Origin of the sequence: Salipiger bermudensis (assembly GCF_017309175.1) — a bacterium.
Classification (GTDB): Bacteria; Pseudomonadota; Alphaproteobacteria; order Rhodobacterales; family Rhodobacteraceae; genus Salipiger; species Salipiger bermudensis.
Genome location: NZ_JAEKJV010000001.1, coordinates 514909 through 538630 on the forward strand (window position 1 = coordinate 514909; position 23722 = coordinate 538630).

General features: G+C 64.7%; 38 protein-coding genes and 1 tRNA gene. 25 read left to right on the forward strand and 14 right to left on the reverse strand.

Going from position 1 to position 23722, the window contains the following annotated elements; all coding sequences use genetic code 11:
* Window positions 1-47 precede the first annotated feature (47 nt).
* Both JF542_RS02485 and rlmB read right to left on the reverse strand, forming a co-directional pair.
* Window positions 48-347, reverse strand: a complete 300-nt coding sequence (locus tag JF542_RS02485; RefSeq protein WP_207074605.1) for a hypothetical protein — start codon at window positions 345-347, stop codon at window positions 48-50.
* Window positions 348-384: 37 nt separating this feature from the next.
* Window positions 385-1164: a 23S rRNA (guanosine(2251)-2'-O)-methyltransferase RlmB gene (gene rlmB / locus JF542_RS02490; protein ID WP_007791761.1), complete on the reverse strand. Its 780-nt coding sequence runs from the start codon at window positions 1162-1164 to the stop codon at window positions 385-387.
* Window positions 1165-1294: 130 nt separating this feature from the next.
* Between rlmB and JF542_RS02495 the strand changes: the two genes are divergently transcribed.
* Window positions 1295-1378: transfer RNA gene (locus JF542_RS02495), tRNA-Tyr, on the forward strand.
* Between the two features lie 105 nt (window positions 1379-1483).
* On the opposite strand, the gene JF542_RS02500 is transcribed toward JF542_RS02495, so the two are convergent.
* The 12 genes from JF542_RS02500 to JF542_RS24365 all read right to left on the reverse strand — a co-directional run bounded on the left by JF542_RS02500 (window position 1484) and on the right by JF542_RS24365 (window position 7400).
* Window positions 1484-2563, reverse strand: coding sequence for a tyrosine-type recombinase/integrase (locus tag JF542_RS02500; protein ID WP_207074606.1), 1080 nt, complete (start codon window positions 2561-2563; stop codon window positions 1484-1486).
* Window positions 2564-2565: 2 nt separating this feature from the next.
* Window positions 2566-2790: a helix-turn-helix domain-containing protein gene (locus tag JF542_RS02505; protein ID WP_207074607.1), complete on the reverse strand. Its 225-nt coding sequence runs from the start codon at window positions 2788-2790 to the stop codon at window positions 2566-2568.
* A complete protein-coding gene (locus JF542_RS02510; RefSeq protein WP_207074608.1) occupies window positions 2790-3419 on the reverse strand; it encodes an HNH endonuclease in 630 nt (209 codons plus the stop codon). Before JF542_RS02510 ends, JF542_RS02505 begins: the two co-directional genes overlap by 1 nt.
* Window positions 3416-3664: a hypothetical protein gene (locus JF542_RS02515; RefSeq protein WP_207074609.1), complete on the reverse strand. Its 249-nt coding sequence runs from the start codon at window positions 3662-3664 to the stop codon at window positions 3416-3418. Before JF542_RS02515 ends, JF542_RS02510 begins: the two co-directional genes overlap by 4 nt.
* Window positions 3665-3729: 65 nt before the next feature.
* Entirely contained in the window at window positions 3730-4719 is a 990-nt protein-coding gene (locus tag JF542_RS02520) for a DUF2303 family protein (RefSeq protein WP_207074610.1), read from the reverse strand.
* 17 nt (window positions 4720-4736) lie between these two features.
* Complete coding sequence (locus JF542_RS02525; protein WP_207074611.1) at window positions 4737-4979, reverse strand: hypothetical protein; 243 nt, start codon at window positions 4977-4979, stop codon at window positions 4737-4739.
* A 14-nt stretch (window positions 4980-4993) separates the two neighbouring features.
* Window positions 4994-5416, reverse strand: a complete 423-nt coding sequence (locus tag JF542_RS02530) for a hypothetical protein (protein WP_207074612.1) — start codon at window positions 5414-5416, stop codon at window positions 4994-4996.
* A gap of 108 nt (window positions 5417-5524) precedes the next feature.
* Window positions 5525-5782, reverse strand: a complete 258-nt coding sequence (locus JF542_RS02535) for a hypothetical protein (protein ID WP_207074613.1) — start codon at window positions 5780-5782, stop codon at window positions 5525-5527.
* Window positions 5769-6020: a hypothetical protein gene (locus JF542_RS02540; RefSeq protein WP_207074614.1), complete on the reverse strand. Its 252-nt coding sequence runs from the start codon at window positions 6018-6020 to the stop codon at window positions 5769-5771. Before JF542_RS02540 ends, JF542_RS02535 begins: the two co-directional genes overlap by 14 nt.
* Window positions 6017-6190: a hypothetical protein gene (locus tag JF542_RS02545; protein ID WP_207074615.1), complete on the reverse strand. Its 174-nt coding sequence runs from the start codon at window positions 6188-6190 to the stop codon at window positions 6017-6019. The genes JF542_RS02540 and JF542_RS02545 overlap by 4 nt, the downstream gene beginning before the upstream one ends.
* Window positions 6187-6528: a hypothetical protein gene (locus JF542_RS02550; protein ID WP_207074616.1), complete on the reverse strand. Its 342-nt coding sequence runs from the start codon at window positions 6526-6528 to the stop codon at window positions 6187-6189. Before JF542_RS02550 ends, JF542_RS02545 begins: the two co-directional genes overlap by 4 nt.
* A gap of 254 nt (window positions 6529-6782) precedes the next feature.
* Window positions 6783-7400: a helix-turn-helix domain-containing protein gene (locus JF542_RS24365; protein WP_242533543.1), complete on the reverse strand. Its 618-nt coding sequence runs from the start codon at window positions 7398-7400 to the stop codon at window positions 6783-6785.
* A 40-nt stretch (window positions 7401-7440) separates the two neighbouring features.
* Between JF542_RS24365 and JF542_RS02565 the strand changes: the two genes are divergently transcribed.
* From JF542_RS02565 to JF542_RS02680, 24 genes are all read left to right on the forward strand, one after another.
* Entirely contained in the window at window positions 7441-7890 is a 450-nt protein-coding gene (locus tag JF542_RS02565) for a hypothetical protein (RefSeq protein ID WP_207074619.1), read from the forward strand.
* Complete coding sequence (locus JF542_RS02570; RefSeq protein ID WP_207074620.1) at window positions 7887-8090, forward strand: hypothetical protein; 204 nt, start codon at window positions 7887-7889, stop codon at window positions 8088-8090. The genes JF542_RS02565 and JF542_RS02570 overlap by 4 nt, the downstream gene beginning before the upstream one ends.
* 234 nt (window positions 8091-8324) lie before the next feature.
* The gene (locus tag JF542_RS02575) at window positions 8325-8603 is read left to right on the forward strand and encodes a hypothetical protein (protein ID WP_207074621.1); all 279 of its coding nucleotides are present in this window, start codon (window positions 8325-8327) and stop codon (window positions 8601-8603) included.
* A 56-nt stretch (window positions 8604-8659) separates the two neighbouring features.
* Complete coding sequence (locus tag JF542_RS02580; protein WP_207074622.1) at window positions 8660-9049, forward strand: helix-turn-helix domain-containing protein; 390 nt, start codon at window positions 8660-8662, stop codon at window positions 9047-9049.
* Window positions 9046-9306, forward strand: coding sequence for a hypothetical protein (locus JF542_RS02585; RefSeq protein ID WP_207074623.1), 261 nt, complete (start codon window positions 9046-9048; stop codon window positions 9304-9306). Before JF542_RS02580 ends, JF542_RS02585 begins: the two co-directional genes overlap by 4 nt.
* Complete coding sequence (locus JF542_RS02590) at window positions 9303-9599, forward strand: hypothetical protein (RefSeq protein WP_207074624.1); 297 nt, start codon at window positions 9303-9305, stop codon at window positions 9597-9599. The genes JF542_RS02585 and JF542_RS02590 overlap by 4 nt, the downstream gene beginning before the upstream one ends.
* Window positions 9600-9661: 62 nt before the next feature.
* Window positions 9662-10318 carry a DUF1376 domain-containing protein gene (locus JF542_RS02595; protein ID WP_207074625.1) on the forward strand — a complete coding sequence of 219 codons (657 nt, stop codon included), beginning with the start codon at window positions 9662-9664 and terminating at the stop codon, window positions 10316-10318.
* A gap of 213 nt (window positions 10319-10531) precedes the next feature.
* Complete coding sequence (locus JF542_RS02600; protein WP_207074626.1) at window positions 10532-11119, forward strand: hypothetical protein; 588 nt, start codon at window positions 10532-10534, stop codon at window positions 11117-11119.
* Complete coding sequence (locus JF542_RS02605; protein WP_207074627.1) at window positions 11116-11781, forward strand: hypothetical protein; 666 nt, start codon at window positions 11116-11118, stop codon at window positions 11779-11781. Before JF542_RS02600 ends, JF542_RS02605 begins: the two co-directional genes overlap by 4 nt.
* Before the next feature lie 158 nt (window positions 11782-11939).
* Complete coding sequence (locus JF542_RS02610) at window positions 11940-12308, forward strand: hypothetical protein (RefSeq protein ID WP_207074628.1); 369 nt, start codon at window positions 11940-11942, stop codon at window positions 12306-12308.
* A 21-nt stretch (window positions 12309-12329) separates the two neighbouring features.
* The gene (locus JF542_RS02615) at window positions 12330-12686 is read left to right on the forward strand and encodes an HNH endonuclease (RefSeq protein ID WP_207074629.1); all 357 of its coding nucleotides are present in this window, start codon (window positions 12330-12332) and stop codon (window positions 12684-12686) included.
* A gap of 196 nt (window positions 12687-12882) precedes the next feature.
* Complete coding sequence (locus JF542_RS02620) at window positions 12883-13269, forward strand: hypothetical protein (RefSeq protein WP_207074630.1); 387 nt, start codon at window positions 12883-12885, stop codon at window positions 13267-13269.
* Window positions 13269-14981, forward strand: a complete 1713-nt coding sequence (locus tag JF542_RS02625; protein ID WP_207074631.1) for a terminase large subunit — start codon at window positions 13269-13271, stop codon at window positions 14979-14981. Before JF542_RS02620 ends, JF542_RS02625 begins: the two co-directional genes overlap by 1 nt.
* Window positions 14982-14991: 10 nt before the next feature.
* A complete protein-coding gene (locus JF542_RS02630; protein ID WP_207074632.1) occupies window positions 14992-16260 on the forward strand; it encodes a phage portal protein in 1269 nt (422 codons plus the stop codon).
* Window positions 16238-17074 carry a head maturation protease, ClpP-related gene (locus tag JF542_RS02635; protein WP_207074633.1) on the forward strand — a complete coding sequence of 279 codons (837 nt, stop codon included), beginning with the start codon at window positions 16238-16240 and terminating at the stop codon, window positions 17072-17074. The genes JF542_RS02630 and JF542_RS02635 overlap by 23 nt, the downstream gene beginning before the upstream one ends.
* Before the next feature lie 12 nt (window positions 17075-17086).
* Window positions 17087-18322, forward strand: a complete 1236-nt coding sequence (locus JF542_RS02640; protein WP_242533544.1) for a phage major capsid protein — start codon at window positions 17087-17089, stop codon at window positions 18320-18322.
* 64 nt (window positions 18323-18386) lie between these two features.
* Window positions 18387-18524, forward strand: a complete 138-nt coding sequence (locus JF542_RS02645; protein WP_207074634.1) for a hypothetical protein — start codon at window positions 18387-18389, stop codon at window positions 18522-18524.
* Window positions 18525-19085: a head-tail connector protein gene (locus JF542_RS02650; RefSeq protein ID WP_340689132.1), complete on the forward strand. Its 561-nt coding sequence runs from the start codon at window positions 18525-18527 to the stop codon at window positions 19083-19085.
* A 44-nt stretch (window positions 19086-19129) separates the two neighbouring features.
* Window positions 19130-19486 (forward strand): phage head completion protein, encoded by a 357-nt coding sequence (locus tag JF542_RS02655; RefSeq protein ID WP_207074636.1) that lies wholly within the window; start codon window positions 19130-19132, stop codon window positions 19484-19486.
* The gene (locus JF542_RS02660) at window positions 19483-19962 is read left to right on the forward strand and encodes a hypothetical protein (RefSeq protein WP_207074637.1); all 480 of its coding nucleotides are present in this window, start codon (window positions 19483-19485) and stop codon (window positions 19960-19962) included. The genes JF542_RS02655 and JF542_RS02660 overlap by 4 nt, the downstream gene beginning before the upstream one ends.
* Window positions 19962-20315: a hypothetical protein gene (locus JF542_RS02665; RefSeq protein ID WP_207074638.1), complete on the forward strand. Its 354-nt coding sequence runs from the start codon at window positions 19962-19964 to the stop codon at window positions 20313-20315. Before JF542_RS02660 ends, JF542_RS02665 begins: the two co-directional genes overlap by 1 nt.
* Before the next feature lie 48 nt (window positions 20316-20363).
* A complete protein-coding gene (locus JF542_RS02670; RefSeq protein WP_207074639.1) occupies window positions 20364-20804 on the forward strand; it encodes a phage tail protein in 441 nt (146 codons plus the stop codon).
* Entirely contained in the window at window positions 20801-21139 is a 339-nt protein-coding gene (locus JF542_RS02675; RefSeq protein ID WP_207074640.1) for a GTA-gp10 family protein, read from the forward strand. Before JF542_RS02670 ends, JF542_RS02675 begins: the two co-directional genes overlap by 4 nt.
* A gap of 276 nt (window positions 21140-21415) precedes the next feature.
* Window positions 21416-23722 (forward strand): phage tail tape measure protein, encoded by a 2307-nt coding sequence (locus tag JF542_RS02680; RefSeq protein ID WP_207074641.1) that lies wholly within the window; start codon window positions 21416-21418, stop codon window positions 23720-23722.

The following is a 23722-nucleotide window of genomic DNA, read 5'->3' on the forward strand; positions in this document are numbered from 1 at the left end:
TATTTTGGAACCAGAGAAGGGGCGGGGGCGGCGCGGGGTGGTGCAGGTCAGTCGAAGATGTCTTCGAGCAGGTCGAAGAGGCCCTTCGTGGCCTTCTTGCCGAGGCTCTTCTTGCGGCGCTTCTTCTGTGCCTTGCGCAGGGCCTTGGCGCGCGTCTTTGCCTCTTTCTCGGATGACGTGGGACGGTGGCGCGGGGAATCGCGGTCGACGGCCTCGGGGCGGAGTTGCTTGAGCTCGTGCAGCGGCGCGCCGCAGGAACTGCAGGCAAGCTCGTGCCGGCCCCGGTCGAGGACCAGCGCGGCGCGGGTGCCGCAATAACTGCAGGTGGCGATCTTGGTGCTGGGCATCGGGTCGATATGGGCGCGACAGGCGCGCCCGGCAAGGTCAGGGCCGGGCGGCGTAGAGGGCGACCGCGGCGGCGTTGGAGACGTTGAGCGAGCCGAAGCCGCCGGCGAAATCGATGCGCACCAGCTTGTCGACGGTGGTCTTGGTCTTTTCGCGCAGGCCCGGGCCCTCGGCACCGAGCACCAGCGCCACCGGGCGGTCGCGCAGCCCCTCGAGCGCCTGCTCGATGGTGCCTTCCGCCTCGCCGTCGAGGCCCAGCACGAGATAACCCATCGTCTGCAGTGTGCGGATTGTGTCGGCGAGGTTGCGCTCGCGCAGGTAGGGCTGCCGCTCGAGCGCGCCGGAGGCGGTCTTGGCCAGCGCGCCGGTCTCGGGGGCGGAGTGGTGCTGCACGCCGATCACCGCCTGCGCGCCGAACACCTCGGCGGAGCGCAGGATGGCGCCCACGTTGTGGGGATCGCTGACCCGGTCGAGCAGCACGAGACGCGCCGGGCGGTCGTCGTCGCGCACCGCCACGTCGTCGAGCCTGCCCCAGTCGAGCGGCTTCACCTCGAGCGCCGCGCCCTGGTGCACCGATTGTGGATCGAGCGGGGCGCCGAACTTGCGCGGGTCGTGGATCTCGGGGGCGATGCCGGCCTCGGCCACCGCGTCGGCGAGCTTGGCCTCGGCATTGGGGGTGAGGATCAGGCGCAGCTTCTCGCGCCGCGGATTGAGCAGCGCATCGCGCACCGCGTGCAGGCCGAAGAGCCACACCGTTTCGGCGGACCTGGCCTTCTTTGCCTGTTCCTTCTCGACCACCCATTTCGGTTTCTTGACCATCTCGCGCCTCTCTTCCTGCGGTGCCGTTCCCTTGCCTTTCCCTTGTCTTCGCCGCAAGGGATTTTCCTGTTGACGCCAGTTTGCGCCTTTTGTAGTCAGCGCCACACGCCGGCAGCGCCGGCAAGAAAGTGGGCGACAGGCCGCAAGGTGTGGCAGGGGACTGTAACTCCCTCGCGGAGACGCACGCTAGGTTCGATTCCTAGGTCGCCCACCACTTTCCCAAAAAAGTCAACGAAATCAATGGTCAGGTGTCCCGCAATGTGGGTGCTATCTGCCACCATATTTCAATGACTTACAGGCCAAGTGTCCCGCAGTTTCGTCACCAGTCGAGCTTTGCCAGGGCAGAGATCCCGCCCTCTGCGAGCGCCCGCCGCTGGACGCCGGCGGTGTAGATCTCGGAAGTCCGGGCCTCGGTGTGAGCCATGACGGACATGATCTGATGTTGAGTCGCTCCGGCCTCCGCCATGAGCTCGGCCATTGCCTTCCTGATGCCGTGCGACGACTTCTCGGGCAGACCGGCAGCATCGCACCATTTCCGAACCTGGTTCCGCAGGCTCTCCGCGCTCGAGTAGGGCTTGCCCCGGCTTCCGAGCAGGTAGGCGCTGCCGACGACGGTTGCCGCCCGGGTGGCCTCGTACAGCGGCGGCAAGATCCTGATGCTCACCGGTGCGGAGCCTTTCTTGCGCGGCTGCCATTCGAGGTGGAGGTTACCCCCGCGCTTCACTTCCTGATCGCGCCCGAGCCAGATGGCGTCGCCGATGCGGCAGGCCGTGAATGCCTGTAGGGTGAGCCAGAGGTGCGGGGTGCTGCCCTTCGGGTGGCGCTTGCGGAAGGCCTCGAGGTCTGCAGCGGTCCACGGGACCGCGCCGCCGTTCTTCCTAGTATTGATCGCGCCGATGCCAGCGGCCGGGTTGTGCGAAATCTCGTCACGCTCCATCGCCCATTTGTATAAGGCCCTGACGGTCTTGATCATGTTGTCCGCAGCGCCCGGCCTCGATGACCAAGCATCACGCAGGGCGACGAAGGCTGCGGCTGGCGCGTCCATGTCGAAGTCGCCATATCGATCGCCGTCTTCGTCTCGGTGATCGCATAGTCGTGTCAGGACGCTTCGGCGCTGACGTAGCGTGTCCTTCGAGCGCAAGCCGCCATCCACCATCTGCTCGAGGTGTGCGAGATAGCGTCCCGCGAGCCAGTCGAGCGACCGTTCGACCAGGATCGGCTTGTCCGGGCGATATGCCTTGCCGTCACGGGCGGCATAGTAGTGATTGAGAAAGTCCTTGTGCTCAGGGCCGACGGGTAGCGCGATCCGGCGGGTTTTGTCGCCATCCACGCGCACCCGCCAGCGCGTAGTTCCGTTTCGGTGCTTCTCTTGTAGCAGGCCGGGCAGTTTTACCCGCATGTTCACCTCTTCCATGCCTTTGGTTTAGCAGCCGTAATCGGCGCATGGCCGTCATAGGGCAGCGAGTCCGCGTAGGCGTCAAGGTCGGCTCTGTCATAGACGCGCTTGCCGCCAAGCTGGCGCCTTGGGATCGGCAGGTCGCGTAGCTTCGACGGGCTCACGCCGATGTAGTGCGCGGCCTGCGTCACTGGCATAAGCCGTGGTGCGAAGTCGAGGGTAGTCGGCATCAGTCGTCCATCGTCCTCGCCTTGTGCTCGAGCTTCGCGATGGCTAGCGCGGTGGGGCGCACCTCGGGTTCGAGAGTGTCGTATCCGCGATACCAGCGGCCACCACTGAGGCGCGGAAGAAGCGCGCGAGGGATGGCCGCCCAGTTTTCGGGATCGGTGTTTGCCTTGTCGCCGTCCTGGCATTTCAGGCAGTGGCCTTCGGGAAGGGGGCCGTTGGCTTCCTCCCAGCGGATCATGTGAACGGCGCGCCAGCGTGACTGCAGCGGCAGACCGTCATGAATCTTGCGCTCGACATAGCCATCTTTGCTGATGCGCTCTGTGCCGATCGGCTTGTAGAGCTTCACCGCCACGCCGCGGCGCTCGCCCTTCTTGAACCAGCCTTTCTCGCTGCCAGGGGCGCAGTATCCCTTCCGGCCCTTGTTCGCCGGCACCTGACCTTTCTTGAAGCAGCCGGTCCGTCCGGTCATCCAGCCTTTGCGCTTGCAGAGGCTGTTGAAGTTCGAGAGCGACACGTCCGGGCGGTCCCAGAGGTAGACAAACTCCGCATGCGCTTCGCGGCGCGGGCGCTTGTGGTTGTCGTGGATCCAGAACAGCTCAGCGTCGCTGTATTCGATGCGATGGCCCTTCATTGCTCTGTCGCTTTCCCGGGACCGATCTGCGGCAGCATCGGGAGGACGCCGGCGCCGTGCTCGGCGAAGAGCTTGGCGGCCTTGAGTTGAAGGTCGGCATTGCCGGTGATCTGGTCGGCCACCTTCACGATAGCCTCGGTGCGCTTCACCTCGCGCTCGATGTCCTCCGCGTCGAGGCCGTCTTCCGAGAGACGTTCGAGCTGGGCGAAGAGGTGGTTGTTGAGGTCGGTGAGCTTGTTCTTCACGGGGTGCTCCTCAAGCGGTCTGGTGTCCATCGCAACGCCCCATCTCTGGGGCGCTGACATGGGCATCAGGCGGTTTCGGGGTGTCCCCGGAAGATCGGAAGCTCGGTGGCCTCCTCCGCGATCTGGAGCGCCTCGTCGAAGGCAGCTTCGAAGGCGCGCTCCGGGTTGTAGATCGAGAGGGTGAACTTCACCGCCGAGCCGGCCTTGCGGTAGCGGAAGCGGACCGGCATGCGATAAGGCGCGCCGTTGAGGAAGACAGGGATCGTGATGATGATCAGGTTCGGGATGCTGAGCGGCTTGCCCTCAGCGTCCTTGTGCTCGTTGAGGAACTGGATCTCGCTCTCGCCGGTGTCCCGGTTCGTCTTAACCGTGAGGTCGCTGGTCTCATAGACCTGGAAGCGGCGCGACATGGCGAGCAGCTGCGCGAGCTGGCCGTAGCGGCCCTCGATCTGGCGGGCGGTCTGGATCAGCCGGTTCTCCCAGGGCTGGTTTCCATCCTTTTCGGTGAGCGCCAGAACCGGAGGGGTCGGGTCCATGATATCCTTGGCGTTGGCCTCGATGAACTCGCCCATCTCGTCCTTGTCGAGCGCCCGGCCCGAAATCGCCATCCATGCCTTCCACTCGTTGGAGAGGGGGAAGCCGTAGACCGCACGGTGGTGGCAGTGGCGCGCGCTCGGGTCGCCGCTCGCCGTGATCGGGTCAATCGGCCCGGCGGCGTGGTAGTCGGCGATGCAGGTGAGCGTCGGCGCGGCCATGTCGGGGTTTGCGAAGAGGGCGGAGGTCTCGCCCTTGAAGCGGTTTGCCCACTGGATCAGGCTCTCGAGATCCTTCAGCTTCGCCGTGCCGCTGCGCCGCGCGGGCTTGAGGAACTCGAGCGCGGCGCGGTGGTGCTGTGTCAGATCCACCACGTTGCGATGGTTGGGCAGGGTGACCAGGTGCGCCTTTTTGAGGTCGAGGTCATGCGGCGTCTCGATCGGGTCGTGGTGGCCGATGTCTGCCATCAGGTCGCGCATGGTCTCTGCGGGGTTTTCGATTCGGGCGAGTTCGTCGGTCATTGTGTCTCTCCGGCGGTTTAGGTGGATTGATCTTCGATGAAGCGGGAAATGGCGCCGTGTAGCTGCACCTCTTCCTCGGTTTCGGCGGGTGCGGCGCTGAGGAAGAGGTTGATCGCATCGGCAAGCGTGAGAAGCGTTTCACCCGAACCAGCGTTTCCCATTGCGCTGATCGACCCGTCTCGTGCTGCTTCGATCAGATCTGTCGCGGCAGAACTGGCGGCAGATGCCGCCGCCAGAAGCAAAGAAATCTGCTGGTCCATGTCGTCCTCGTTGGTCAGTCGAGATCGCGGACTTCGCCGGTCTCGGGGTCGTGGTCGGGAACATCGCGCACGGGCTGATGCATGCGCGCCATCATCGGGCTGTAGAGGGTGAGCTCGCCGGCATCGTTGATGAAGGCGGCGGCGCTGCTCTTCGGCTTCTTCGGCGGCTTGAACTCGACCTTCGCGCCCATGCCGACATCGCCGGCGCTGCCGACAGCGTAGTCGAGCGTGATGGTCATCGAGCCGCCGCAGCCCTTCGGGCCGTGTTCCTCGAGGTGATCCATCAAGTCCTGCATCAGGTCCTGGTGGCGCTTCATCACGTCCGAGAGGAAGGTGCCGCCATCGAAGAGCGTCAGGATCTGCTCGAGGCTCCGCATCTTGTAGGGGTCGTGGGGCTCGGGAGGCATGATCTGCGCCGGGGGTTTCCTGTTCGCCATCACGGGGCGTCTCCTTCTGAGATTGTTGCCCCCGCCGCGGGTTCGGCACGGCCATTCCTGAGAATTGCTGTTGCGGCGGGGGATGCGGGCGGAATGCCCGGCATTCGGTTATCGGTGGGTCGCGATCCGGCCCGTCCAAGCATCGAACTCGGTGGTCAGGACGCTGAAGCGGGCGCGGGCCGTCTCGTCGGTGTCGAGCGCGCGGCGGCTCTCGATGCGGCAGAAGCTGCGCAGGAACTCGGCGGCGGCGCTGGTGCAGAACTGGGCATCCTCGAAGCCCGACCGGGCCGCGGCGAAGCGCTGGAACCGCGCGTCGTTGCAGAGGATGCCGGCGCGCTGCGCGAGCGGGGTGTCAGAAGCTGTCATGCTCGCCTCCGGCGCTGGCCATCTCTCCGATCAGGACTGCGGCGAGCTTGTGCGCCGAGACGATCTCTTCGGGCGCGTGCGACAGCGCGATCACCGTGCTGCAGGCCTCGAGCATCACGTCGTCCGGGATCTCGCCAAGCTGCCAGCCGGGCAGGGCCCGAAGCTGCCGGGCATACCACAGGTGGTCGCCCGGCAACGGGACAGGCTCGGGTCCGTGAGTGATGGCGGGCGCTGTCATTCGAAAAGCCCGGGGGCGCGGTGGACCATCTGGTAGGCCTCGAAAACGATCCATACCCAGACCAAGATCGAGGCGACGACGATCAGCAGCGGCGGGTGCCAGACGAGATCGTCGTCGGTGTCTACCTCGAAGGCTTCGCACTGGCGGCCAAGGTGGGAGCGATCCATCATGCCGCGTCTCCGCCGCGCCCGAACTTCGCCACTGCCGCGCGGATCGCGGGCATGGCGCGGAGCAGTCCGGCCTCGGGCGCGCTTGGCGCCGGCGCGGGGATGTCGTCGAGATCGTCGAGGTCGATCACCTCGACGAACGGGGCTTCGGGGGTCGCGGCTTGGCCGGGGTAGTGGCTCGGCATTTCCTCGAGCCGGGCCAGCTGCGCGGCGCTGAGTGCTTGACCGCGTGCTTCCTTGGCGGCGAGCCACGCGTCCTGCGCGGCGGCGGGGGCCAGATGAACGACGCCGGGCGAGCAAAGCGTGCGCGATACGGCGGTGAAAGTCCCTGTCTTGAACATGCGTCCCTCCCATCTGAGGTGTCAGAACCCGCGATCGGCCAGGTGGCGTCTTCGGCGGGGATAGGAGGTTTAATACGCCGAGCGTATCGGTCGGTCAATACGTACTGCGTATAATTGTCAAACTTAATACTGACGCGGAGCCGCGTCTATATTAGAACGAAGATGGAACTTTCAGGGGATATTGATGTCGTCAGATTACGAGCGCCACATTTTGGCAGCGACGCGATATGTTGAGACTGGTGAGGGGGAATCGACTATGAGTGATCGTTCTCGAGTAGCGTCAGAAGCGCGGCGCGCCGTTCTGGCGTTGCTGCGCGAAAGGCTTCCAGAAATCTCTGTTCAAGCTCGGGGATGCCAAAAAGCTCGACGGTACTGACGCCCAAGGCTTCAGCTATCTGATCTGCGACCGCGAGCGAGGGGTTGTTCGTTCCGCTCTCTATGCGTGAGATCGTTGCCTGCTTAACGCCGGCTGCTTCGGCCAGTGTTGCCTGCGACCAGCCGCGGGCGGCCCTTATGCGCTTGAGGTTCTTCATGGCTGCTATGTCGCAGACCGGGGTGGAGTCGGCTATTCCCGTAAACGGATAATTATTCGCCTGACGGATTGACCGTGAAATACGCTCAGCGTATATGTTGCTCATGAGCACCCTCGCAGAATATCTCAAGGCGGCCGGCATGACGCAAAGCGCATTCGCCGCGGCAGTCAACGTCAGCCAGCCTACGGTTAACCGATGGCTCGGCGGCGCCAAGCCTTCTTGGGAGAAGGCGGCTGAAATCGAGCGCATAACAAATGGCGCTGTTCCCGTTTCTGCTTGGGTCGCGACGCCCGCCGAGAGGGCTTGCTGAACGTTCGTGCTCTTCCATGCCTCGAACATGGGGCAACACCCTGTCAACCCGAAGGAAAAGGCCTTTCAGATGCAGCCTAAAGTCGCCGCGCAGATGTTCAAGAACCTCGTGACCGAGGCGGGTGGCAAGGAAGCTGCCGCTGCGGTCATCACCTCGGCGGTCGGTCACTCGATCAGCATCGGGACGCTGAGCCGCATCGAGCACGGCAACGCCGAGGTCCCGCTGCTCTGGGCCTGGGCCTTGCAGGACGCCACCAAGAACGCCTGTTTCGACAGCTACCGGGCACAGACCCATGACGCACCGGTCAATGCGTGCCCCTATGACCTGATCGGCGAGATCTCGAAGGAACACGGAGAGGCCGTTGAGGCGGGTCTCAAGGCGGCGCGGTCGTCCAGCGAAGAAGACTGGAGCCGCGCCGTCGTCGAGCATCGCGAAGCTGCCGAGAAGCATCGCGAGATGGCTGACCTCTGCGAGGCGCGTGCCAAGGGGGCCGTGCCGATGCGGGCGGCGTCGAAATGAGCGCCGCGTCCGATCTTCTCGGGCGCCCGCCGGTGATGCGCCCGTTCGAGCGCGGCCCTCGCGAGGACCGCAAGCCGCTGGCGCGCGAAACCCGCGACGGGGTGACGATCGCGCATGTGCCGCGCGTCGGGATCAGCAGTGCTTTGGGAGTTACCGCGCCGGTCACCATGCCGTCGGCGCCCTGGGAGGTGTCGACGTGACGCGCTCTCTTCAGAATTCGAATGCCCGTCCCGACCGGGCCTGCCTGGCGAGGATCCAACCTCGCCAACTGGTGCGCGGGGCTGTCCCCGAGCTGGCTGTCTCCTCCCCAGTTGCCAGCATGCCCTGCGCACCCTTTTTCATCCCGAGCGCCGCGGGGCCTCGGCGCACCTCCCTGTTGAACCTTGCCCCGGTGTCGCTTGCGGCGCCGGGGTCTTTCATGGGGGAGGTCTGACATGGCTTCCACGGTGCCAAGCAGGGCAGACGACGAAGGTCTTCTTCACCTGCTCGATCTGAGGGACGAGCACGGCATGACATTCTCCGAGATCTCGGAGCGAACTGGCCGCACGCGGTCTTCGATCGCGGGTGCGTTCAAGAGGTTCAGGGATGGCGACACCAAGTTCGTGCAGAAGTGCGCCGACCGCGGTCTTCCCTACTGCGCATGCCAGAAACCAGAAAACCGCGATGGCGGGATGCCGGTGCGCTGGTGGAGGCGTCTTGGAGTGCAGCGGTGATGTCTGGCGCGCCCACGTCATCCGCTTGCCTGTCGATTCAGGAAAGGAGTGAAGCCTTGGCTGAGACCTGGTCAGAACAGCAGCAGCGCCACGCGCGAGAGAGGGTCTCGCTCTTGAGAGCCATCCTTGTGGCAGGTGGCGGCGAAGTCTGCGGGGCGGAGGTCTCCGTGCCGGAGCTGCTCGAGGTTCTGTGCGAAGAGGTGGCATCGCGCCACCGCGTCTCGAGCGAGGAGATGCGCGGGCACTGCCGTCGCGCAGCGCTCGTCGAGGCGCGGCGCGAGGCCTATGAGCTGATGCTCCGGGCGGAGTTCTCGGTCTCCGAGGTCGCGCGGTTCTTCCGCCGCGACCACACCACGGTCCTATTTGCGTTGCGGGGCGCCGAGGGCGCGGCTCAGCGCCGGTCTCAACTGGTCGCCGCGACGGTCGGCGCGCTGGGGGAGGTATGAGCGGCTCGGGCGCAAAGCGGGTGCCGATCGTGCACTCGGTCACGACGAAGTTCGGGCATCTCGACCTGCGGCTGCACCAGCTTGAATGCGGCTCGCGCGGCTGGTCGCTGCGCCCGGGTGGGTTTCAGCCGGCGGAGACCCGGCCGGTGGTCAACGGTACGCTCGACGGTCCGGCGCTCGAGGCTTTCATTGCCGACATGGAGATCGCGCTCTCCGCCCTCCGGCGCTTCCGGGACGACGTCGGAGGTGCGGCATGAGGGGAGCTCCGGGGCCGCGTGCGCGGCTGGTGACGACTGCAACGGCCGTTGCCCTGTTCCGGGGCGGCATGGATCTGTGCCCGGACCTGTTGGTGCGCCTCGACGCGGTTCTGCGGTCTCTGGGCGGCGCGCTGGATGACGATTTGCGCGAGGTCGCAGGCGCTGGTCGCGCTCTCTGCGATGCGCGCCTCGATGGCGACGTGGCGGCTTTCGACGATGCCAAGATGCGCTTGTGGCGTGAGCTGGCGCGGTACTGGGCCGGGCGCGCGCTGGGGATGCCGGCAACGAATTGAGGCTCGCCGCAGGGCGGGCGGCGCGGGGAGGTCTGCGCGAACACTTGAAGGTGAGGGACGAAATGGAGACGACGACTGTCTCGGACACATGGTGGTATCCGCTTCGCTACGGCGACACGCTGTCGAACCACGACTGGATTCCGCTCTACATCAACCGGCTGCTAACCTCTCGGTTCGTGGCTCATGCCATTGCGGAGGGCCGGCGGGCAGATCTCGGCACGGCCCTTCTGCTTTGGGCGGAGAGCTTCAAGCAGGACCCGGCGGGCACGCTCCCGGATGACGACATCCAGCTCGCCCAGATCGCGCGGTTCGGCGCGGATTTGGATGGTTGGCGGGCGGCGCGCGCCGGGGCGCTCTACGGTTGGCGCTCGGCGGAGATCGAGGGCGAGGAGCCGGGCCGCACTGCGCGCCTGGCCCACCCTGTCATCGCCGAGATCGCCTTCGACATGCACAAGCGGAAGAAGGGCAGGGACCAGGCGCGCGCGGCAAGCCGGATGTCGAGCCTCAGGAGTCGGGTGAGGGCCAAGCTCCACTCGATGAAGTATCCTAAGCACATCTGGGACAGCCGGCAGATCGTCGAGACCGTCGCTGACTTCCTTGATCAGGCGGGCCTCTACTGCACCGATGAGAACCTGCGGATCGCCATGGCCGATGCCGTCGGCATTCCTCGCGAAGTCACCACATTGCGCAGCGCCGGAGGTGCCGATGGCGATCTGTGATCCGAGTGTGACCGCGTGTGACGGTCACAGTGATGTCACTGTGACGGCACAGTGCGTCACACCTGTGATCTGCCTTTTTTTAAAGGCCGGAAGTGTGACTGCCCTACAGGACAAGACAAGAAAAAACAGAACAAGAAAAAACACCCTGATACCGCCCCGGGCCGAGCCGTTGGGGCAAGCCGCAAACGCCGATTGCTGAGAAAGGAGCCGACGATGGATAGCGCAGAACAGGCAGAGGGCCAGCGACGGGTCAGGCAGCTTCTGGTGGAGCCGCTGCAGCAGCGGGGCCTGGTGAAGCCGACGGGCATGACGCGAGACGAGTTCGAGGCAATGCTCGACAGCCTGTGCGCTAAGCTCGCCTACTTCACCGGGCAGAACCTCATGGCGCTCGAAGAGATCGCGGCGGGAATGGCAAGCGGCAAGGCGCGTGACCGGTTTCCTATCGCGCAACGCATTCTCGAACGTGCTGGCGATATCCAGCGGCCGGCGGATGACGCCTCGCCACTGATCCGGGCAGTGTTCGCGCACGGGCTCGGCCAAGAAGCGATTGCGGAGGGCTGGGCGCCGGAACTGCTCTTCGAGCTTCGGAAGGTGCGGCTGTGGCCGAACAGCTATCTGATTTCACAGTGCCGTGCCAAGGCTGATCCTCACGTTCGGCGTCTTGCGCAGTTGGCTGAGCACCGTGATGCCGGACGCGTCTTGTCCGACGCCGAAGCCGATTTCGTCAAGCGCCGGGAAGCGGCGCTCGAAAAGTGCCGCTGGATCTCCTCTCTCGGGCAGATGGCGGAGGCGCAGGCATGAGCGTGATGGGCGCGCAATTCCGAGTTCCCCGCGTGCGTCCGGGGCGCGCCAACAAGACGCCGGTCGCGATCTGGGATCTGCTGGTCTGGGCGTTCCAGTCGGAGCGTGTGTCGCTGGACTTCGACGAGCTGGCGAGCGCTGCCGGCGAGCGGCCGGGCGTGTCGATGGAATGGGTGATGATGCAGCGGGCGAACCTTGGCTGCGCGATCGATGGCGGCGGGCGCTCTGAGCCGCACCCGGATGCGGACCTCGTGGCTTCGGCTGTGTCGTGCCTGCCCGAGGGCTGCGGCGGGCGGCGCATGGCGGTCTGGATCGCGGAGCTCGCGCGGCAGGGGCGCGTTCCGGATTGGGGGCAGGGCGTCGTCTCTCGTTGCGAGCCCGTCGCGTGGAAAAGCCATTGGCGGGGCCGCTTCGCAGAGAAGTCGATCTGGGACGGGCTCGGTCGTTGGCCTGCTCACCAGCTCGGCCGTGACGATGGGTATTGCTGCCGTGTCGTCTTCACCGGGACCGCGGCTGAGCAGGCACGGATGCGGAGAGGGTGGCTGCAGTGGTGGTCAGCGCTTCTGGAGCTGCAGTCTACCTTCCGTCTGGGCTGCGATCTGACGGCCTTTGCGGTGACTGATGAGATGCCGCCATCCGCGCCTTGGCGGAAATCTTCTTGACCAAATGTAGGATCGTTGACAGATTGCCAGAGAACCGAACCGCGCCCGGAGCAGAGATGCTTCCGGGCGCTTCTCGTTTTAGGCGGCTTCTCCGTGTGGACATGAAAAGGGTGCGCGGTCACATTGCTCGTGTCTGATGGATGCGTGGGAGTGGATTGATGTCGGCGTTTAAGAGAGCCCTGTTGCTTATGTTCGCGCTGTCCGGCGTGGTCATCTTGCTTGCTTTGGCAATAACGCCCAGCGAGGAGGAGATTGCGGCGCAACAGGCTGCGCGCGACGCGGATCCGACAAGCGGCGCGACATATGCGTGCCGGGAATTCATCAAGGCCTCCTTGGTCTCCCCGTCTTCAGCGGAGTTCGGCGCCTGGTCTGGCTGGGAAAAGGAGCTGTTGGATGACGGTTCTGTCCGGGTCGAGGCTGAGTTCGAAGCCGAGAATGCTATGGGCGCGACGCTGCCAGGACGCATGATCTGCGTGGTCAGGGAAGAAGGCGAGAAGTGGTTCCTCGAAGGCCTCGAGGACTTCTAGCCGTCAACACAGGTTGGTTGGATGGGCAAACTGAAGGGGCGCGGGCTGCCGCCAAGGCTGGGTCATGCCAAGCCCCGATTCGAGCGCCGCGCTGCTCCGAAGACGACCGACGACGGGAGGCGCTCGAAGGATTGGCTGAACACCTCGCGTTGGCGGCGCCTCCGGTTGGAGATCCTCGAACGCGATCAGTTCACCTGTCGGCAGACCGGCGTGCTCTTGGTTGGCGTCTACCCGGCGCCGAACAGCCCGGTGGTCGACCACATCAAGCCGCATCGCGGTGACCCGAAGCTCTTCTGGGATCCGAAGAACCTGCAGGCGGTCAGCAAGGTCTGGCACGACCGGACCAAACAGAGCCTCGAGAAGCGCGGCCTCGCCTGACCCTAAGCAGGGGGGGCGGTCGAAAGTTCAGGGCGCCGGGGGACTGAAACCCGTCGCCCCATCACCGAGAGATTTTTTTCTGGAGATCGGGTTTTTGAACGACACGCGCGAAACGGACCTCTTCGGCAACCCCGTGAGAGCCCGTAAGGGCGAGCGTGGGAGGCCTCCGAAGGAGTTGACCTCGAAGGACCTGGACATGCTGGAAGCTGGCCTGATGCAGGGCTGGAGCAATCAGCGCGTGGCCGATGCGCTGGGGGTAGGTGTCTCGACGCTGAAGCGGAATTTTGGGCCTCTGCTCCGGATGCGGGATCAGATGCCGGACCGGCTTCGTCTGCTGATCTTTTCGACGGCCGTCCGGAAGTCGATCGAAGGGGACATGGGAGCGATCCGCCAAGTGCGCCAGCTGATCGACGACAACGAGCGCCGGCTGGCCGCCGCACGGGTCAATCGCGCGGCCGAGAAAGACAAGGCGGACGAGCAGATCGGGAAGAAGGAGCGCGCGCGCCGGGATGCCAAGGAGGTCGCGAAGACCGGCGGCGGCGATCTCTGGGGCGGTGACCTTAGCCCGGGCGAATATCACTGATGAACGGCGCGGCAGACTTCCTCGACCACGAATGGTCGACCGCCGTTCCAGACTGGGAGCAGCGGATTGTCGAGGGTCGCTCGCTGATCCCGGACCTGCCGCTCTTCGACGCAGTCGCGGACAAGGCGCTTCGGATCTTCAAGCGGCTACGGGTGCCTGACCTGATCGGCACGCCGACATATGGTGAGGTCTGCGAGGAATGGGTCTTTGACCTGGTTCGGGTCATCTTCGGGAGCTACGACCCCGAGCTGAAGAAGCGCATGTTGCAGGAGTTCTTCCTGCTGGTGCCGAAGAAGAACGGGAAGTCGGCGATCGCGGCGGCGATCATCGTCACGGCTGCGATCATGAACGAGCGTCCGCAAGCCGAGCTGCTGCTGATCGCGCCGACGCAGAAGATCGCCGGCATTGCGTTCAAGCAGGCGAAGAACATGATCGCGCTCGACGAAGACCTGGTGCGGCTCTTCCGGGTGCAGAACCACCAGAAGGAAATCACGCACCACGTCACCGGCGCGGTCATCATGATCCTGTCGGCAGACGGTGACGTGGTCACCGGATCCAAGGGCACGTTCATCCTGGTCGACGAGACGCACGTGCTGGGGACGAAACAGAAGGCTCCGGACATCTTCGTCGAGCTGCGCGGCGGGCTCGCATCGAGACCCGAGGGGTTTCTGCTGCAGATCACGACCCAGTCGAAGGATCGTCCGACCGGCCAGTGGGAGAAAGAGCTTGAGACCGCGCGCGCGGTTCGCGACGGGAAGCTCGATTTCCCGATGCTTGCCGTGCTCTACGAGCTGCCGGCGAAGATGGCCGAGGCCGAGAAATGGCGGGACCCGAAGACCTGGGGAATGGTCAACCCGAATATCGAGCGCTCGGTCTCTCGGGAATACCTGCAGCGCGAGATGCGCAAGGCGGAGGAAGGAGGGCCCGAGGCGTTGGCCCTCTTCGCCAGCCAGCACCTGAACGTGCAGATCGGGCTCGGTCTGAAGTCGGGCCGCTGGGTCGGCGCTGACTACTGGGCCAAGGCCGAGCGCGAAGAGGTCGATTTCGAGCAGATCCTCGCGACCTCGGAGGTCTGCGTCGTGGGCGTTGATGGCGGGGGTCTCGATGACTTGCTCGGGCTTTACGTGCTGGGGCGTCACGCCGAGACGAGCCGATGGCAAGGCTGGGGCCGCGCCTGGGCGGATCGGGACGTGCTGACGCTTCGGAAGCAGATCGCGCCGGAGCTCGAGGCCCTCGAGGCCGCCGGTGAGCTGATCCTCGTCGACAACATTGAGGAGGAGGCCAACCCGAAGATCGTCGAGATCTGCGCGAGGATCCGCGACGCCGGCCTGTTCCCGGATCAGGACGGGATCGGGATGGACCCAGAAGGGGTCGGCTCGATCATCGATGATCTGGTCGCGGAAGGCTTCGAGATCGACGACATCCGGGCGATCAGCCAAGGCTACAAGCTAAACGCCGCGATCAAGACGGCGCCGGTGAAGCTCAAGAACGGCAGCATGGTCCACAGCGGCCAGCGGATCATGACCTGGTGCGTCGGAAACGCGAAGACGGAGGCGCGCGGCAACGCCGTGATCGTGACCAAAGCGCAAAGCGGCAGCGCGAAGATCGATCCGCTCATGGCGATGTTCAACGCAGTGATGTTGATGAGCTGGAACCCGGTCGCGAGCGGCGGCCCCAGTGTCTACGAGGATCGCGGTCTCTTGACCGTATGAAAGGTTGAGAATGGGCTTGATGAACCTCTTTCGCCGCTCCGAACCGGTGGCGGCCGGCGCAGCCGCGCCGCAAGCTATGGCCGGAGAGGCGGGGCAGTTCTTCGGGCTGGATGACCCGCAATTCTATGAGTTCCTGCGCCAAGGCGCGGGATCGATCACGGAGAGTGGCGCGACAGTTACCGTCGCGGCCGCGATGCGGAACACAACGGTGTTGCGCTGCGTCTCTTTGATCTCGAACTCGATCGGCATGCTGCCGCTGCATCTCCAGCGCAAGGACGACAAGACGAACGCGAGCGATCACCCGCTCGATCGGATCCTGCACCGCAGACCGAATGCCTGGCAGACTGCGTTCGAGTTTCGCAGCCTGATGGAGCAAAGGGCGCTTCAGCACGGCAGCGCCTATGCGCGCATCGTGCGGAGTGGTCGCAAGATCCTCCAGTTGATCCCGCTCTCTTCTGACCGGGTCTCGGTCAAACAGAACACGGACTGGACGCTCCGGTTCGAGTTCATGCGCGAGGATGGCGGGAAGCTCGTGCTGCAGCAACGTGATGTGTTTCACGTCCGGAACCCGCTTTCCGAAGACGGCATCACCGGCCTGTCGATGGTCAAACAGGCCGCCGAGGCGATTGGTCTTGCGCAGCAGGCAGAGCGGGCTGCGGCGAGACTGTTTCGGAACGGCATGATTGTGGGCGGTGCCTTGAAGCATGCGGGGCGACTCTCGCCTGAGGCCTACGAGCGCCTCAAGGCGAGCATGAACGATGACAGCGGCGCCGAAGGGGCTCACCGCTGGAAGATCCTCGAAGAGGGGATGGAGTTGCAGACGGTCAGTCAGTCGGGGCGAGACAGTCAGACGATCGAAAACAGAAGCCACCAGATCGAGGAAATCTCCCGCGCGTTCGGCGGTGTGCCACGCCCGCTGCTCGTGATGGGCGACACCTCGTGGGGCACCGGGATCGATGCTCTCGGCCAGCTCTTCGTGCGCTACTCTCTGAACCCGTGGTTTCAAGCCTGGGAGCAGGCCATCGAGCGAGATCTTCTAAACGATCACGATGCAGAGATTTACGAGGCGAAGTTCAACGCTGGGGCGCTGATCCGCGGCTCTATGAAAGACCAGGCCGAGTTCTTCACCAAGGCCTTGGGTGCCGGCGGCCACCAGCCCTGGATGGGCTGGGAGGAAGTCCGCGAGACGATGGATCTTCCGACGCTCGACAAGGCGCCTCCACCACCTCCGGGCCTTACTGGAAAGGAAAATTCTGATGACGCTTCGCAACCTTCCTGAGATCAAGGCTGGCCGACTGCCGGAGGTCTGCGCCTTCCAACCCGACGAGGATGCTCTCGAACGCTGGAACGCGTCCGTTCGGGCGGCCCAGTCTTCCGAGAACACCATCTCCGTTCTCGACGTCATCGGAGAGGATTTCTGGACCGGCGGCGGTGTCACTTCGAAGCGAGTCTCGGCAGCATTGCGCGCCATCGGCGATCAGGATGTGTTCGTCGACATCAATAGCCCGGGAGGTGATTTCTTCGAGGGCGTGGCCATCTACAATGCCCTGCGTGCACACCCGCGCAAGGTGACGGTCCGAGTGCTCGGGATCGCGGCGTCCGCGGCTTCCGTGATCGCGATGGCGGGTGACGAGATCCAGATTGGCAAGGCCGGCTTCCTCATGGTGCACAACGCCTGGGTGGTCGCGATGGGCAACCGGCACGACCTCGAGGAGGCGGCGGCCACCATGGAGCCGTTCGACGACGCGATGGCGACGGTCTACTCGGATCGCGCAGGTGTCGCGAAAGCCAAGGCTGCCGAATGGATGGACAGCGAGACGTGGTTCAACGGCGAGCAGGCGGTCGACGCCGGGCTCGCCGATGCATTTTTGCCCGCCGACGCGGCGCAGGAGGACAAGACGCAGGCGAGTGCGGCCAAAGCGCCGAAGGCCATCAACCGGGTTGATGCTCTGCTCGCCAAGACAGGAATGCCAAGGTCGGAACGCCGTGCGCTTCTGGCCGAGGTCAAAGGGGGTACGCACGACGCTGCCCTGACCGTCATGCACGACGCTGACGAAATCCGTGCTCTCACCGAGGGCCTTTTCAAACTCTGAAAGGAACAGATCATGTCGAAGCACATGAACCCCGCGAAGGCTCGCGGGATCGTCGCCGTGCGTGCAGATGCCGGCGGCGTGGCAGATATCATCGCAAACCTGCAGCGCGACTGGAAGGCGTGGAAGGACACGCAAGCCGAGAAGGATCAGGAGATCAGCGCGAAGTTCGACGATGTGGTGACCACCGAGAAGTTCCAGCGCATCGACGCCAGCGTCTCGGACCTGCAGGCTGCAGTCGACCAGGCCAACGCACAGCTCGCGGCCATCGCGATGCAGGGCGGTGGTCCCGGCCAGGTGGCCGACGCGGAATACACCGAAGCTTTCCGCGCGCACTTCACCAAGGGCGCAGTCCAGGCGGCGTTGAACAAGGGCGCCGACGACGAGGGTGGCTTCCTTGCGCCAACGGAGTGGGATCGGACCATCACCGACGCGCTGGTCGAGGTGTCGCCGATGCGCCAGATCTCGTCCGTTCAGCGGATCTCGAAGAACGCTTTCACCAAGCTGTTCAACCTGCGCGGCACCGGTTCCGGCTGGGTCGGTGAGGCAGCGGCGCGTCCGGAAACCAACACGCCGACCTTCGGCGACATGACCATCACGCCGGGTGAAATCTACGCCAACCCGGGCGCGACGCAGGGCATGCTCGACGATGCCGAGGTGGATCTAGAGCAGTGGATTGCTGGCGAGGTCGAGACCGAGTTCGCGAAGCAGGAAGGACTTGCCTTCGTATCCGGCAATGGCACCAACAAGCCGGCGGGCTTCCTCTCGTTCGCGACCGGCGGTGCCAATGCGGCGACCAACCCGCTCGGCGCGATCGAGGTTCTGCCGGCGGCGGCCACAGGCGCGGTGACCGAGGACGAACTGCTCGATCTCATCTACGCCGTTCCCTCGGCCTATACCGCCGAGGCGCGGTTCACGATGAACCGGACCTCGATGGGTCTCGTGCGCAAGCTCCGTGACTCGGATGGTCGCCAGCTCTGGCAGCCGTCGTCGCAGGCGGGGCAGCCTTCGCAGCTTCTCGCCTATCCGCTCACCGAGCTGCCCGACATGCCCGACATGGCGGCAAGCGCGATGTCGATCGCGTTCGGCAACTTCCGTCGAGGCTACCTCATCGTCGACCGCGCCGGTGTGCGTGTTCTGCGGGATCCGTTCACCGCCAAGCCGAAGGTGCTGTTCTATACCACCAAGCGCGTCGGTGGTGCGGTGGTCGATCCGCAGGGCCTCAAGGTGCTCCAGCACGCGGCATCCTGATGAACCGCACTCCGGCGCCATCCGCGCCGGAGTGTTTCGAACTGAAATCTGAGGAGGCCAGATCATGGCAGACCAAACCAAGAGCGGTGGCGCAAGCGCCGCGCCGCAGAAGTCGAAGCGAAAGCCGCGCCTCAGCGCGGATGAGGCCAAGAAGCTGGGCCTGGATCCGGTGCCCTATGGCGGCAAGCCGAGGGGCAATTAAGTGACCTGCCGCCCCGTCCTCGTTACGCCCCCGGCAGAGCTTCCGGTGACGGCCGCCGAATGCAAGGCGCTCGCCATCGTGGAGCACGATGAGGACAATGCGCTCATCGAGACGATGATCGAAGCGAGCGTGTCGCACCTCGACGGTTTCCGAGGCGTCCTCGGGCGGGCGATGGTGAATCAGACTTGGCGTCTGGTTCTCGATGCTTGGTCACGTGATTTCGTGCTGCCAGTGCCTGATGTGTCCTCGGTCTCGATCTCTTATGAGGATGCAGATGGCGCGGAGCAGACGGGGCCAGAGGTTCAGTTCGCGCCTGTTGCGGCCGGAACGCGGCTTGTCTTGCCGAAGAGCTGGGCCGCTCCTGCGCTTGCGGCGGATTCGATCACGCCGATCCGGATGGATTTCGTCTGCGGTTTCGGTGACGCGGCTGCCGTGCCGCAGGCGCTCAAAATCGCGATCATGCAGATGGTCGCGCACCAGTACGCTGAGCGGGAGGGGCTATCGGTGTCTTCGCCCTTCTACGATCGGCTGATCTCGCCCTATCGGTGGGTGCGCGTGTGATCAGGCAGAGGGATCAGACGCGCCTGAAGGGGCCGGCGGGCAACTTGCGAGAAGCCGTCGCCTTCGACGAGAACGTCGGCACGACCGGTAGCCTCGGCGGCACCACGTTCGCGTGGGTGGAGCGCCATGCCTGCCGGGCGCAGTGGATCTATCAGAGCGGAAACGAGGCTGTCCAAGCCGCGCGTCTCGCAGGGCGCCACGTCTTCAAGATCAAGGTCCGATCCTGCGCGTCGACGCGAGCGATCACCACGGCCTACCGGATGCGGGACACGCGCCGCGGGCTGCCCAACGGCGTCGATAGCGACACGCTGCCGGGCAATCGGTGGGACGTGAAGGAGGTGGACGCGATCACCGATCGGCAGTGGGTCTATCTCACGGTTGAGGGGGAGGTGGTATCATGAGTATTTCCATGAAGGTCTCCGGCTTCCGGGATATCGAGAAGGCGCTGGCCGCTTTGCCGCAGGGCACGGCTAAGGGTGTTGCGCGGCGTGCGATGCGGAAGGAGCTGCAGCCGGTGGCCGACACAGCGAACGCTTTCTGGCCCGGCGCTACGGACAACGTTTTTCGTGTCACGTCGCGGCTTTCCCGCGGCCAGCGCGCCGACAGCGGCGCAGGCAGCAGCCGCAGCGCGGTTAACCTGTTTGTCGGGGCGAACACCGGCACCGACGGCGCACCGCACGCGCACCTTCTCGAGTTTGGCACCGGCCCGCGCTTCCAGAAAAACGGGCGCTTCACCGGTTCGGTCGCGCCGCAGCCCATGCTTCAGCCGGCGTGGGATATCCACAAACACAGCCTTCTCGAAGGTCTCGGCGCCCGGCTTTGGGATGAGATCGAGAAGACGATAGCGCGCCGCGCGAAGCGGGCGGCGAGGGCCTGATGGAAGAGCACCTATATTCCCTGCTATCGGGCGCGGTCAGCTTCACCGTCGCATGGGGATCTCTCGGCGATGGCGTCGGACTGCCCCGAGCCTCGATCTACCGCACCAGCGGCGTGCGCGACATGCACTTGCAAGGCAAGGGCCTGATGCAAACGCGCGTCCAGATCGACTGCTATGGCGCGACGGTCGAAGACGCCCATGCCGCCGAGGATGAAATCCGGGCGGTGCTTGAAGGTTACCGTGGCGGGCCGATCCAAGGAGCATTCCTTGAGGCGACCCGCGACGGGTTCACGGAAGATACGCAGCTTCTGCAGCGTGTCTCCCTGACGTTCGCGGTCTGGCACCGCGACTAAACCGCCGGGAAGCCGGCAATCTGAAATCGCTGAGAAGGAGTGATCGCCATGGCGACCAAGCAGCGTATTGTCTACGGTGCCACCACCGAGTGGAGCACTGACGGCAGCACCTGGGCGAACGTGCCCGAGTGCAAGGGTCTCGGTGTTCCCACCGTTGAGATCGAGTATCAGGACGCGACCAACTTCGACAGCGAGGGCGGTTATCGTGAGTACGTGGCAGGCCTGAAGGACGCAGGCCAGATCACGATCCCCTGTGGCTACACCAGCGCGGGCTACGCCACCGCCTACGGCTATATGACCGCAGGGACGCTCGTCTACTTCCAGACGACTCTTCCATTGGAAGAGGGCCAGACCACCGGAGACATCTTCGAATTCACCGGGTACGTCACGCCTCAACTCGAGCAGAACGAGGTTGGTGCGATCATCGCCATGAACCTCGCAATCCGCACCAGCGGTGCGCCGACGTTCACCGAGGGCACTGCAGCATGATCAGTGGCGTTACCAAAGAGATCGGCGGGGCGTCTGAGACGTTCCGCCTGACCAGCCGCGCCATGATGGCGATCGAGGATACGATGGGTGCTGGGATCGTTGAAGTGATGCAGGGGCTTGAAAAGGGCTTCCGCGTCGGCACCGTTGTTCGGCTTCTGGCGGAGTGCGCATCGGATGGCGCTGGCCGTGATCTTGGTTGGGCTCAGGGCGCAGTTGACGAGATCGGTCTCGAGGCAGCCGGCGAGTTGATGGGCGAGATCGCTGAGGCCGCGTTCCCACAGGCCACGAAGGGCAGCGCAGGAAAAAACGCGAAGGGGGCGGCCCGGTCCAAATAGACTGGACCGCCCTATTTCGTGAATGGCTTCTGGCGGGCCAAGACCCCGAGCTATGGGCCAACACGACCATTCGAGAGGCGCAGCTCATCATCGAAACTGCGGCTCTCCGAGATGCGCGGCTCGCTTGGCAGGCGGCGCAATATCACCGCTTTGCGGTGCATCAACCCAACGACATGCCGGATCAGCCGAACTTTGAGCGTCAGCAGGGTCAGAACCGCGAGGTGGATCTTGTTGAAGCGCGGGCTTGGATGCGTGCGGTAAGCGGAAAGGCGGCAAATGGCAGTTGAAATCGGCGCACTTCGCGCGCTCCTCAGCCTCGACAGCGCCGCCTTTGAAAAGGGGGCGAAGCGCGCGCAGGCCAGCATGAATGGCCTTCAGCGCTCGCTGACCAAGGCGGCGGGGCACATGCAGAAGGTGGGCAGAACTATGTCCACCCGCGTCACTGCGCCGTTCGTTGCGGCCACCGGCCTGATGGTCCGGTCCTCGCTCTCGACCATCGACGCGCAGGCGAAGTTCGCGCAATCGCTTGGGACGACGACAAGCAGCATCCAGGCGCTGACCCGCGCTGCCGATATGGCCGGAATTTCGCAGGGGGATCTCGAGGGCTCGTTGCGGCGGATGACGCGCCGGATCAGCCTAGCAGAGCAGGGGGCCGGTGCAGGCGCCAAGGCCTTCGCACGGCTCGGGATCGAGGCAGCTGATCTGGCTGATCTCGACGCGGCCGAGCGCATCAAGCTGATCCAGGAGCGCATCGCGGCGATGGTGCCGGCAGCGGAGCAGGCTGCGGTCGCCTCTCAGGTGTTTGGCGACAAGACCGGCCTCGCGATGCTGCGCCTAGACGCGGCGACGATCGACAAGGCGACCGACGAAATCGAGCGCTTTGGTGTCTCGGTCAGCGATGTCGATGCGGACAGTATCGAAGAGGCCAACGACGCGATGAGCGCGCTAGGGCTCGTCACTCAAGGCCTCGGCAACCAGATGGCGGTCGCGCTTGCGCCGGCGCTCAAGTCGATCTCGGAAGGAATTGCCGATGTCTCAGAGTGGTTCTCCGGGCTTTCGCCGCGCATGAAGACGTTCGTTGCCTCCGTCGGCGCCGCGGCGGTCGCGATCGGCCCAATGGCGGTGGCGCTCGGCTTCGTGGCGACCGGGCTTGCAGCGCTCGCCTCGCCGATCGGTCTTGCGGTATTGGCGTTCGGCGCTGTTGCAGGCGCGGTGGCCTATGTCGCGATCCAGTGGGACAGCTTGGTCGAGAAATACCCGGTCCTGCAAACGGCCCTCGATACCGTCGGCTCAGTGGCAAAGCGCGTCTGGGAGATCTTCAGCAATACCGGAAAAGCCGCCTTCGAAATCGCCGTGAGCTACATCGAGCTGTTCTCAGCGCTCCTTCGGGGAGACTTCAAGGGCGCCCTGGAAGCCTCTCAGCGGATCACGGACACCTTCGTCTCCTACATCCGAGACACCTTCCCCGGCGTGGTCGAGACCATCACGCAGGTCATCACGGATACCGTGCAGGCCGGTCGGGATATCATCGCTTCAATCGGCGAGGGTATTCGGGAAAAGATCGCCTCGGTGGGCGGTGCAATAGACGAGCTTGTGACCAGCCTGATCGACTGGATCAAGGCGATCCCCGGACGTGTCGCCGACGCCGCGCGTGAAGCCGGGCAAGGGATCTTCGACAGCATCAAGAGGGGGGTTGCCGGTGCATCTGCTCAGGATGCCAATGGGCCCTTGGGGCAAATGCGCGGGGTCGGCGCGGACATCTCGGAGGGCTTGGCTGAGGGGATCCGCTCGGGGCAGGCCGGCGTAGAGGGCGCAGCCGCCGATGTGGCGAATGCCGCCGAGGAATCGGCGCGAGATGTTTCTGAAACGCGCTCTCCGTCGCAAGCATGGATGCGCCTGGGTGCCGACCTCATGTCGGGTCTGGGCATCGGCATCTCCGACAATGCCCAGGCGGCGGCCCAGTCGGCAGCAGACGCGGCAAAGCAGGTCACGGACGCAACCGGCCAAACACTGGATGACGGAAGCCAGAAGCTCAGCGGATATTTCGACAGCATCGGCTCGGCAGTCTCAGGCGCGATCACGCAAGGGCAGGACTTCGGCGATGCTATGCGAGGGGTCTTCCAGCGCATCGCCAGCGATTTCATCTCGTCGGGGATCAGCGACATGCTCAGCAGCGTCTTCGGCGCGGTGGGCGCAGGCGGTGGTCTCTTCGGGGGTGCCGCTGCACCGGCCTTCGCCGGGAACATCCCAACCGGTGCATACGCCTCCTTCGATGGTGGCGGCTACACGGGGGCGGGTTCTCGCACTGGCGGCATAGATGGCAAAGGCGGCTTTGTGGGCATTCTGCACCCCAATGAGACCGTTATCGACCACACCAAGGGCGGTGGCCTCGGCGCGAAAACCGAGGTCAACATGCCCGTGAACATCAACAACTACGGGGCCAAGGTCTCGACCCGGCGCAATGCTGCCGGGGGCCTAGACATCGACGTTGAGCAGGCGATCGATGACTATTTCGACAGCGGGCGCGGCAACCGCGCGATGAAGCGCAATTACAGCCTGCGCCCGAGCCCGAAAGGAACCTGA

What these genes read in the sequence shown, in the direction of transcription:
- JF542_RS02485 (WP_207074605.1), bottom strand. Translation starts at nt 347, where the DNA reads ATGCCCAGCACCAAGATCGCCACCTGCAGTTATTGCGGCACCCGCGCC.
- rlmB (WP_007791761.1), bottom strand. Translation starts at nt 1,164, where the DNA reads ATGGTCAAGAAACCGAAATGGGTGGTCGAGAAGGAACAGGCAAAGAAG.
- JF542_RS02500 (WP_207074606.1), bottom strand. Translation starts at nt 2,563, where the DNA reads ATGCGGGTAAAACTGCCCGGCCTGCTACAAGAGAAGCACCGAAACGGA.
- JF542_RS02505 (WP_207074607.1), bottom strand. Translation starts at nt 2,790, where the DNA reads ATGCCGACTACCCTCGACTTCGCACCACGGCTTATGCCAGTGACGCAG.
- JF542_RS02510 (WP_207074608.1), bottom strand. Translation starts at nt 3,419, where the DNA reads ATGAAGGGCCATCGCATCGAATACAGCGACGCTGAGCTGTTCTGGATC.
- JF542_RS02520 (WP_207074610.1), bottom strand. Translation starts at nt 4,719, where the DNA reads ATGACCGACGAACTCGCCCGAATCGAAAACCCCGCAGAGACCATGCGC.
- JF542_RS02525 (WP_207074611.1), bottom strand. Translation starts at nt 4,979, where the DNA reads ATGGACCAGCAGATTTCTTTGCTTCTGGCGGCGGCATCTGCCGCCAGT.
- JF542_RS02530 (WP_207074612.1), bottom strand. Translation starts at nt 5,416, where the DNA reads ATGGCGAACAGGAAACCCCCGGCGCAGATCATGCCTCCCGAGCCCCAC.
- JF542_RS02535 (WP_207074613.1), bottom strand. Translation starts at nt 5,782, where the DNA reads ATGACAGCTTCTGACACCCCGCTCGCGCAGCGCGCCGGCATCCTCTGC.
- JF542_RS02540 (WP_207074614.1), bottom strand. Translation starts at nt 6,020, where the DNA reads ATGACAGCGCCCGCCATCACTCACGGACCCGAGCCTGTCCCGTTGCCG.
- JF542_RS02545 (WP_207074615.1), bottom strand. Translation starts at nt 6,190, where the DNA reads ATGATGGATCGCTCCCACCTTGGCCGCCAGTGCGAAGCCTTCGAGGTA.
- JF542_RS02550 (WP_207074616.1), bottom strand. Translation starts at nt 6,528, where the DNA reads ATGTTCAAGACAGGGACTTTCACCGCCGTATCGCGCACGCTTTGCTCG.
- JF542_RS24365 (WP_242533543.1), bottom strand. Translation starts at nt 7,400, where the DNA reads ATGTTCGAGGCATGGAAGAGCACGAACGTTCAGCAAGCCCTCTCGGCG.
- JF542_RS02565 (WP_207074619.1), top strand. Translation starts at nt 7,441, where the DNA reads ATGCAGCCTAAAGTCGCCGCGCAGATGTTCAAGAACCTCGTGACCGAG.
- JF542_RS02570 (WP_207074620.1), top strand. Translation starts at nt 7,887, where the DNA reads ATGAGCGCCGCGTCCGATCTTCTCGGGCGCCCGCCGGTGATGCGCCCG.
- JF542_RS02575 (WP_207074621.1), top strand. Translation starts at nt 8,325, where the DNA reads ATGGCTTCCACGGTGCCAAGCAGGGCAGACGACGAAGGTCTTCTTCAC.
- JF542_RS02585 (WP_207074623.1), top strand. Translation starts at nt 9,046, where the DNA reads ATGAGCGGCTCGGGCGCAAAGCGGGTGCCGATCGTGCACTCGGTCACG.
- JF542_RS02590 (WP_207074624.1), top strand. Translation starts at nt 9,303, where the DNA reads ATGAGGGGAGCTCCGGGGCCGCGTGCGCGGCTGGTGACGACTGCAACG.
- JF542_RS02595 (WP_207074625.1), top strand. Translation starts at nt 9,662, where the DNA reads ATGGAGACGACGACTGTCTCGGACACATGGTGGTATCCGCTTCGCTAC.
- JF542_RS02600 (WP_207074626.1), top strand. Translation starts at nt 10,532, where the DNA reads ATGGATAGCGCAGAACAGGCAGAGGGCCAGCGACGGGTCAGGCAGCTT.
- JF542_RS02605 (WP_207074627.1), top strand. Translation starts at nt 11,116, where the DNA reads ATGAGCGTGATGGGCGCGCAATTCCGAGTTCCCCGCGTGCGTCCGGGG.
- JF542_RS02610 (WP_207074628.1), top strand. Translation starts at nt 11,940, where the DNA reads ATGTCGGCGTTTAAGAGAGCCCTGTTGCTTATGTTCGCGCTGTCCGGC.
- JF542_RS02615 (WP_207074629.1), top strand. Translation starts at nt 12,330, where the DNA reads ATGGGCAAACTGAAGGGGCGCGGGCTGCCGCCAAGGCTGGGTCATGCC.
- JF542_RS02620 (WP_207074630.1), top strand. Translation starts at nt 12,883, where the DNA reads ATGCTGGAAGCTGGCCTGATGCAGGGCTGGAGCAATCAGCGCGTGGCC.
- JF542_RS02625 (WP_207074631.1), top strand. Translation starts at nt 13,269, where the DNA reads ATGAACGGCGCGGCAGACTTCCTCGACCACGAATGGTCGACCGCCGTT.
- JF542_RS02630 (WP_207074632.1), top strand. Translation starts at nt 14,992, where the DNA reads ATGGGCTTGATGAACCTCTTTCGCCGCTCCGAACCGGTGGCGGCCGGC.
- JF542_RS02635 (WP_207074633.1), top strand. Translation starts at nt 16,238, where the DNA reads ATGACGCTTCGCAACCTTCCTGAGATCAAGGCTGGCCGACTGCCGGAG.
- JF542_RS02640 (WP_242533544.1), top strand. Translation starts at nt 17,087, where the DNA reads ATGTCGAAGCACATGAACCCCGCGAAGGCTCGCGGGATCGTCGCCGTG.
- JF542_RS02645 (WP_207074634.1), top strand. Translation starts at nt 18,387, where the DNA reads ATGGCAGACCAAACCAAGAGCGGTGGCGCAAGCGCCGCGCCGCAGAAG.
- JF542_RS02660 (WP_207074637.1), top strand. Translation starts at nt 19,483, where the DNA reads ATGAGTATTTCCATGAAGGTCTCCGGCTTCCGGGATATCGAGAAGGCG.
- JF542_RS02665 (WP_207074638.1), top strand. Translation starts at nt 19,962, where the DNA reads ATGGAAGAGCACCTATATTCCCTGCTATCGGGCGCGGTCAGCTTCACC.
- JF542_RS02670 (WP_207074639.1), top strand. Translation starts at nt 20,364, where the DNA reads ATGGCGACCAAGCAGCGTATTGTCTACGGTGCCACCACCGAGTGGAGC.
- JF542_RS02675 (WP_207074640.1), top strand. Translation starts at nt 20,801, where the DNA reads ATGATCAGTGGCGTTACCAAAGAGATCGGCGGGGCGTCTGAGACGTTC.
- JF542_RS02680 (WP_207074641.1), top strand. Translation starts at nt 21,416, where the DNA reads ATGGCAGTTGAAATCGGCGCACTTCGCGCGCTCCTCAGCCTCGACAGC.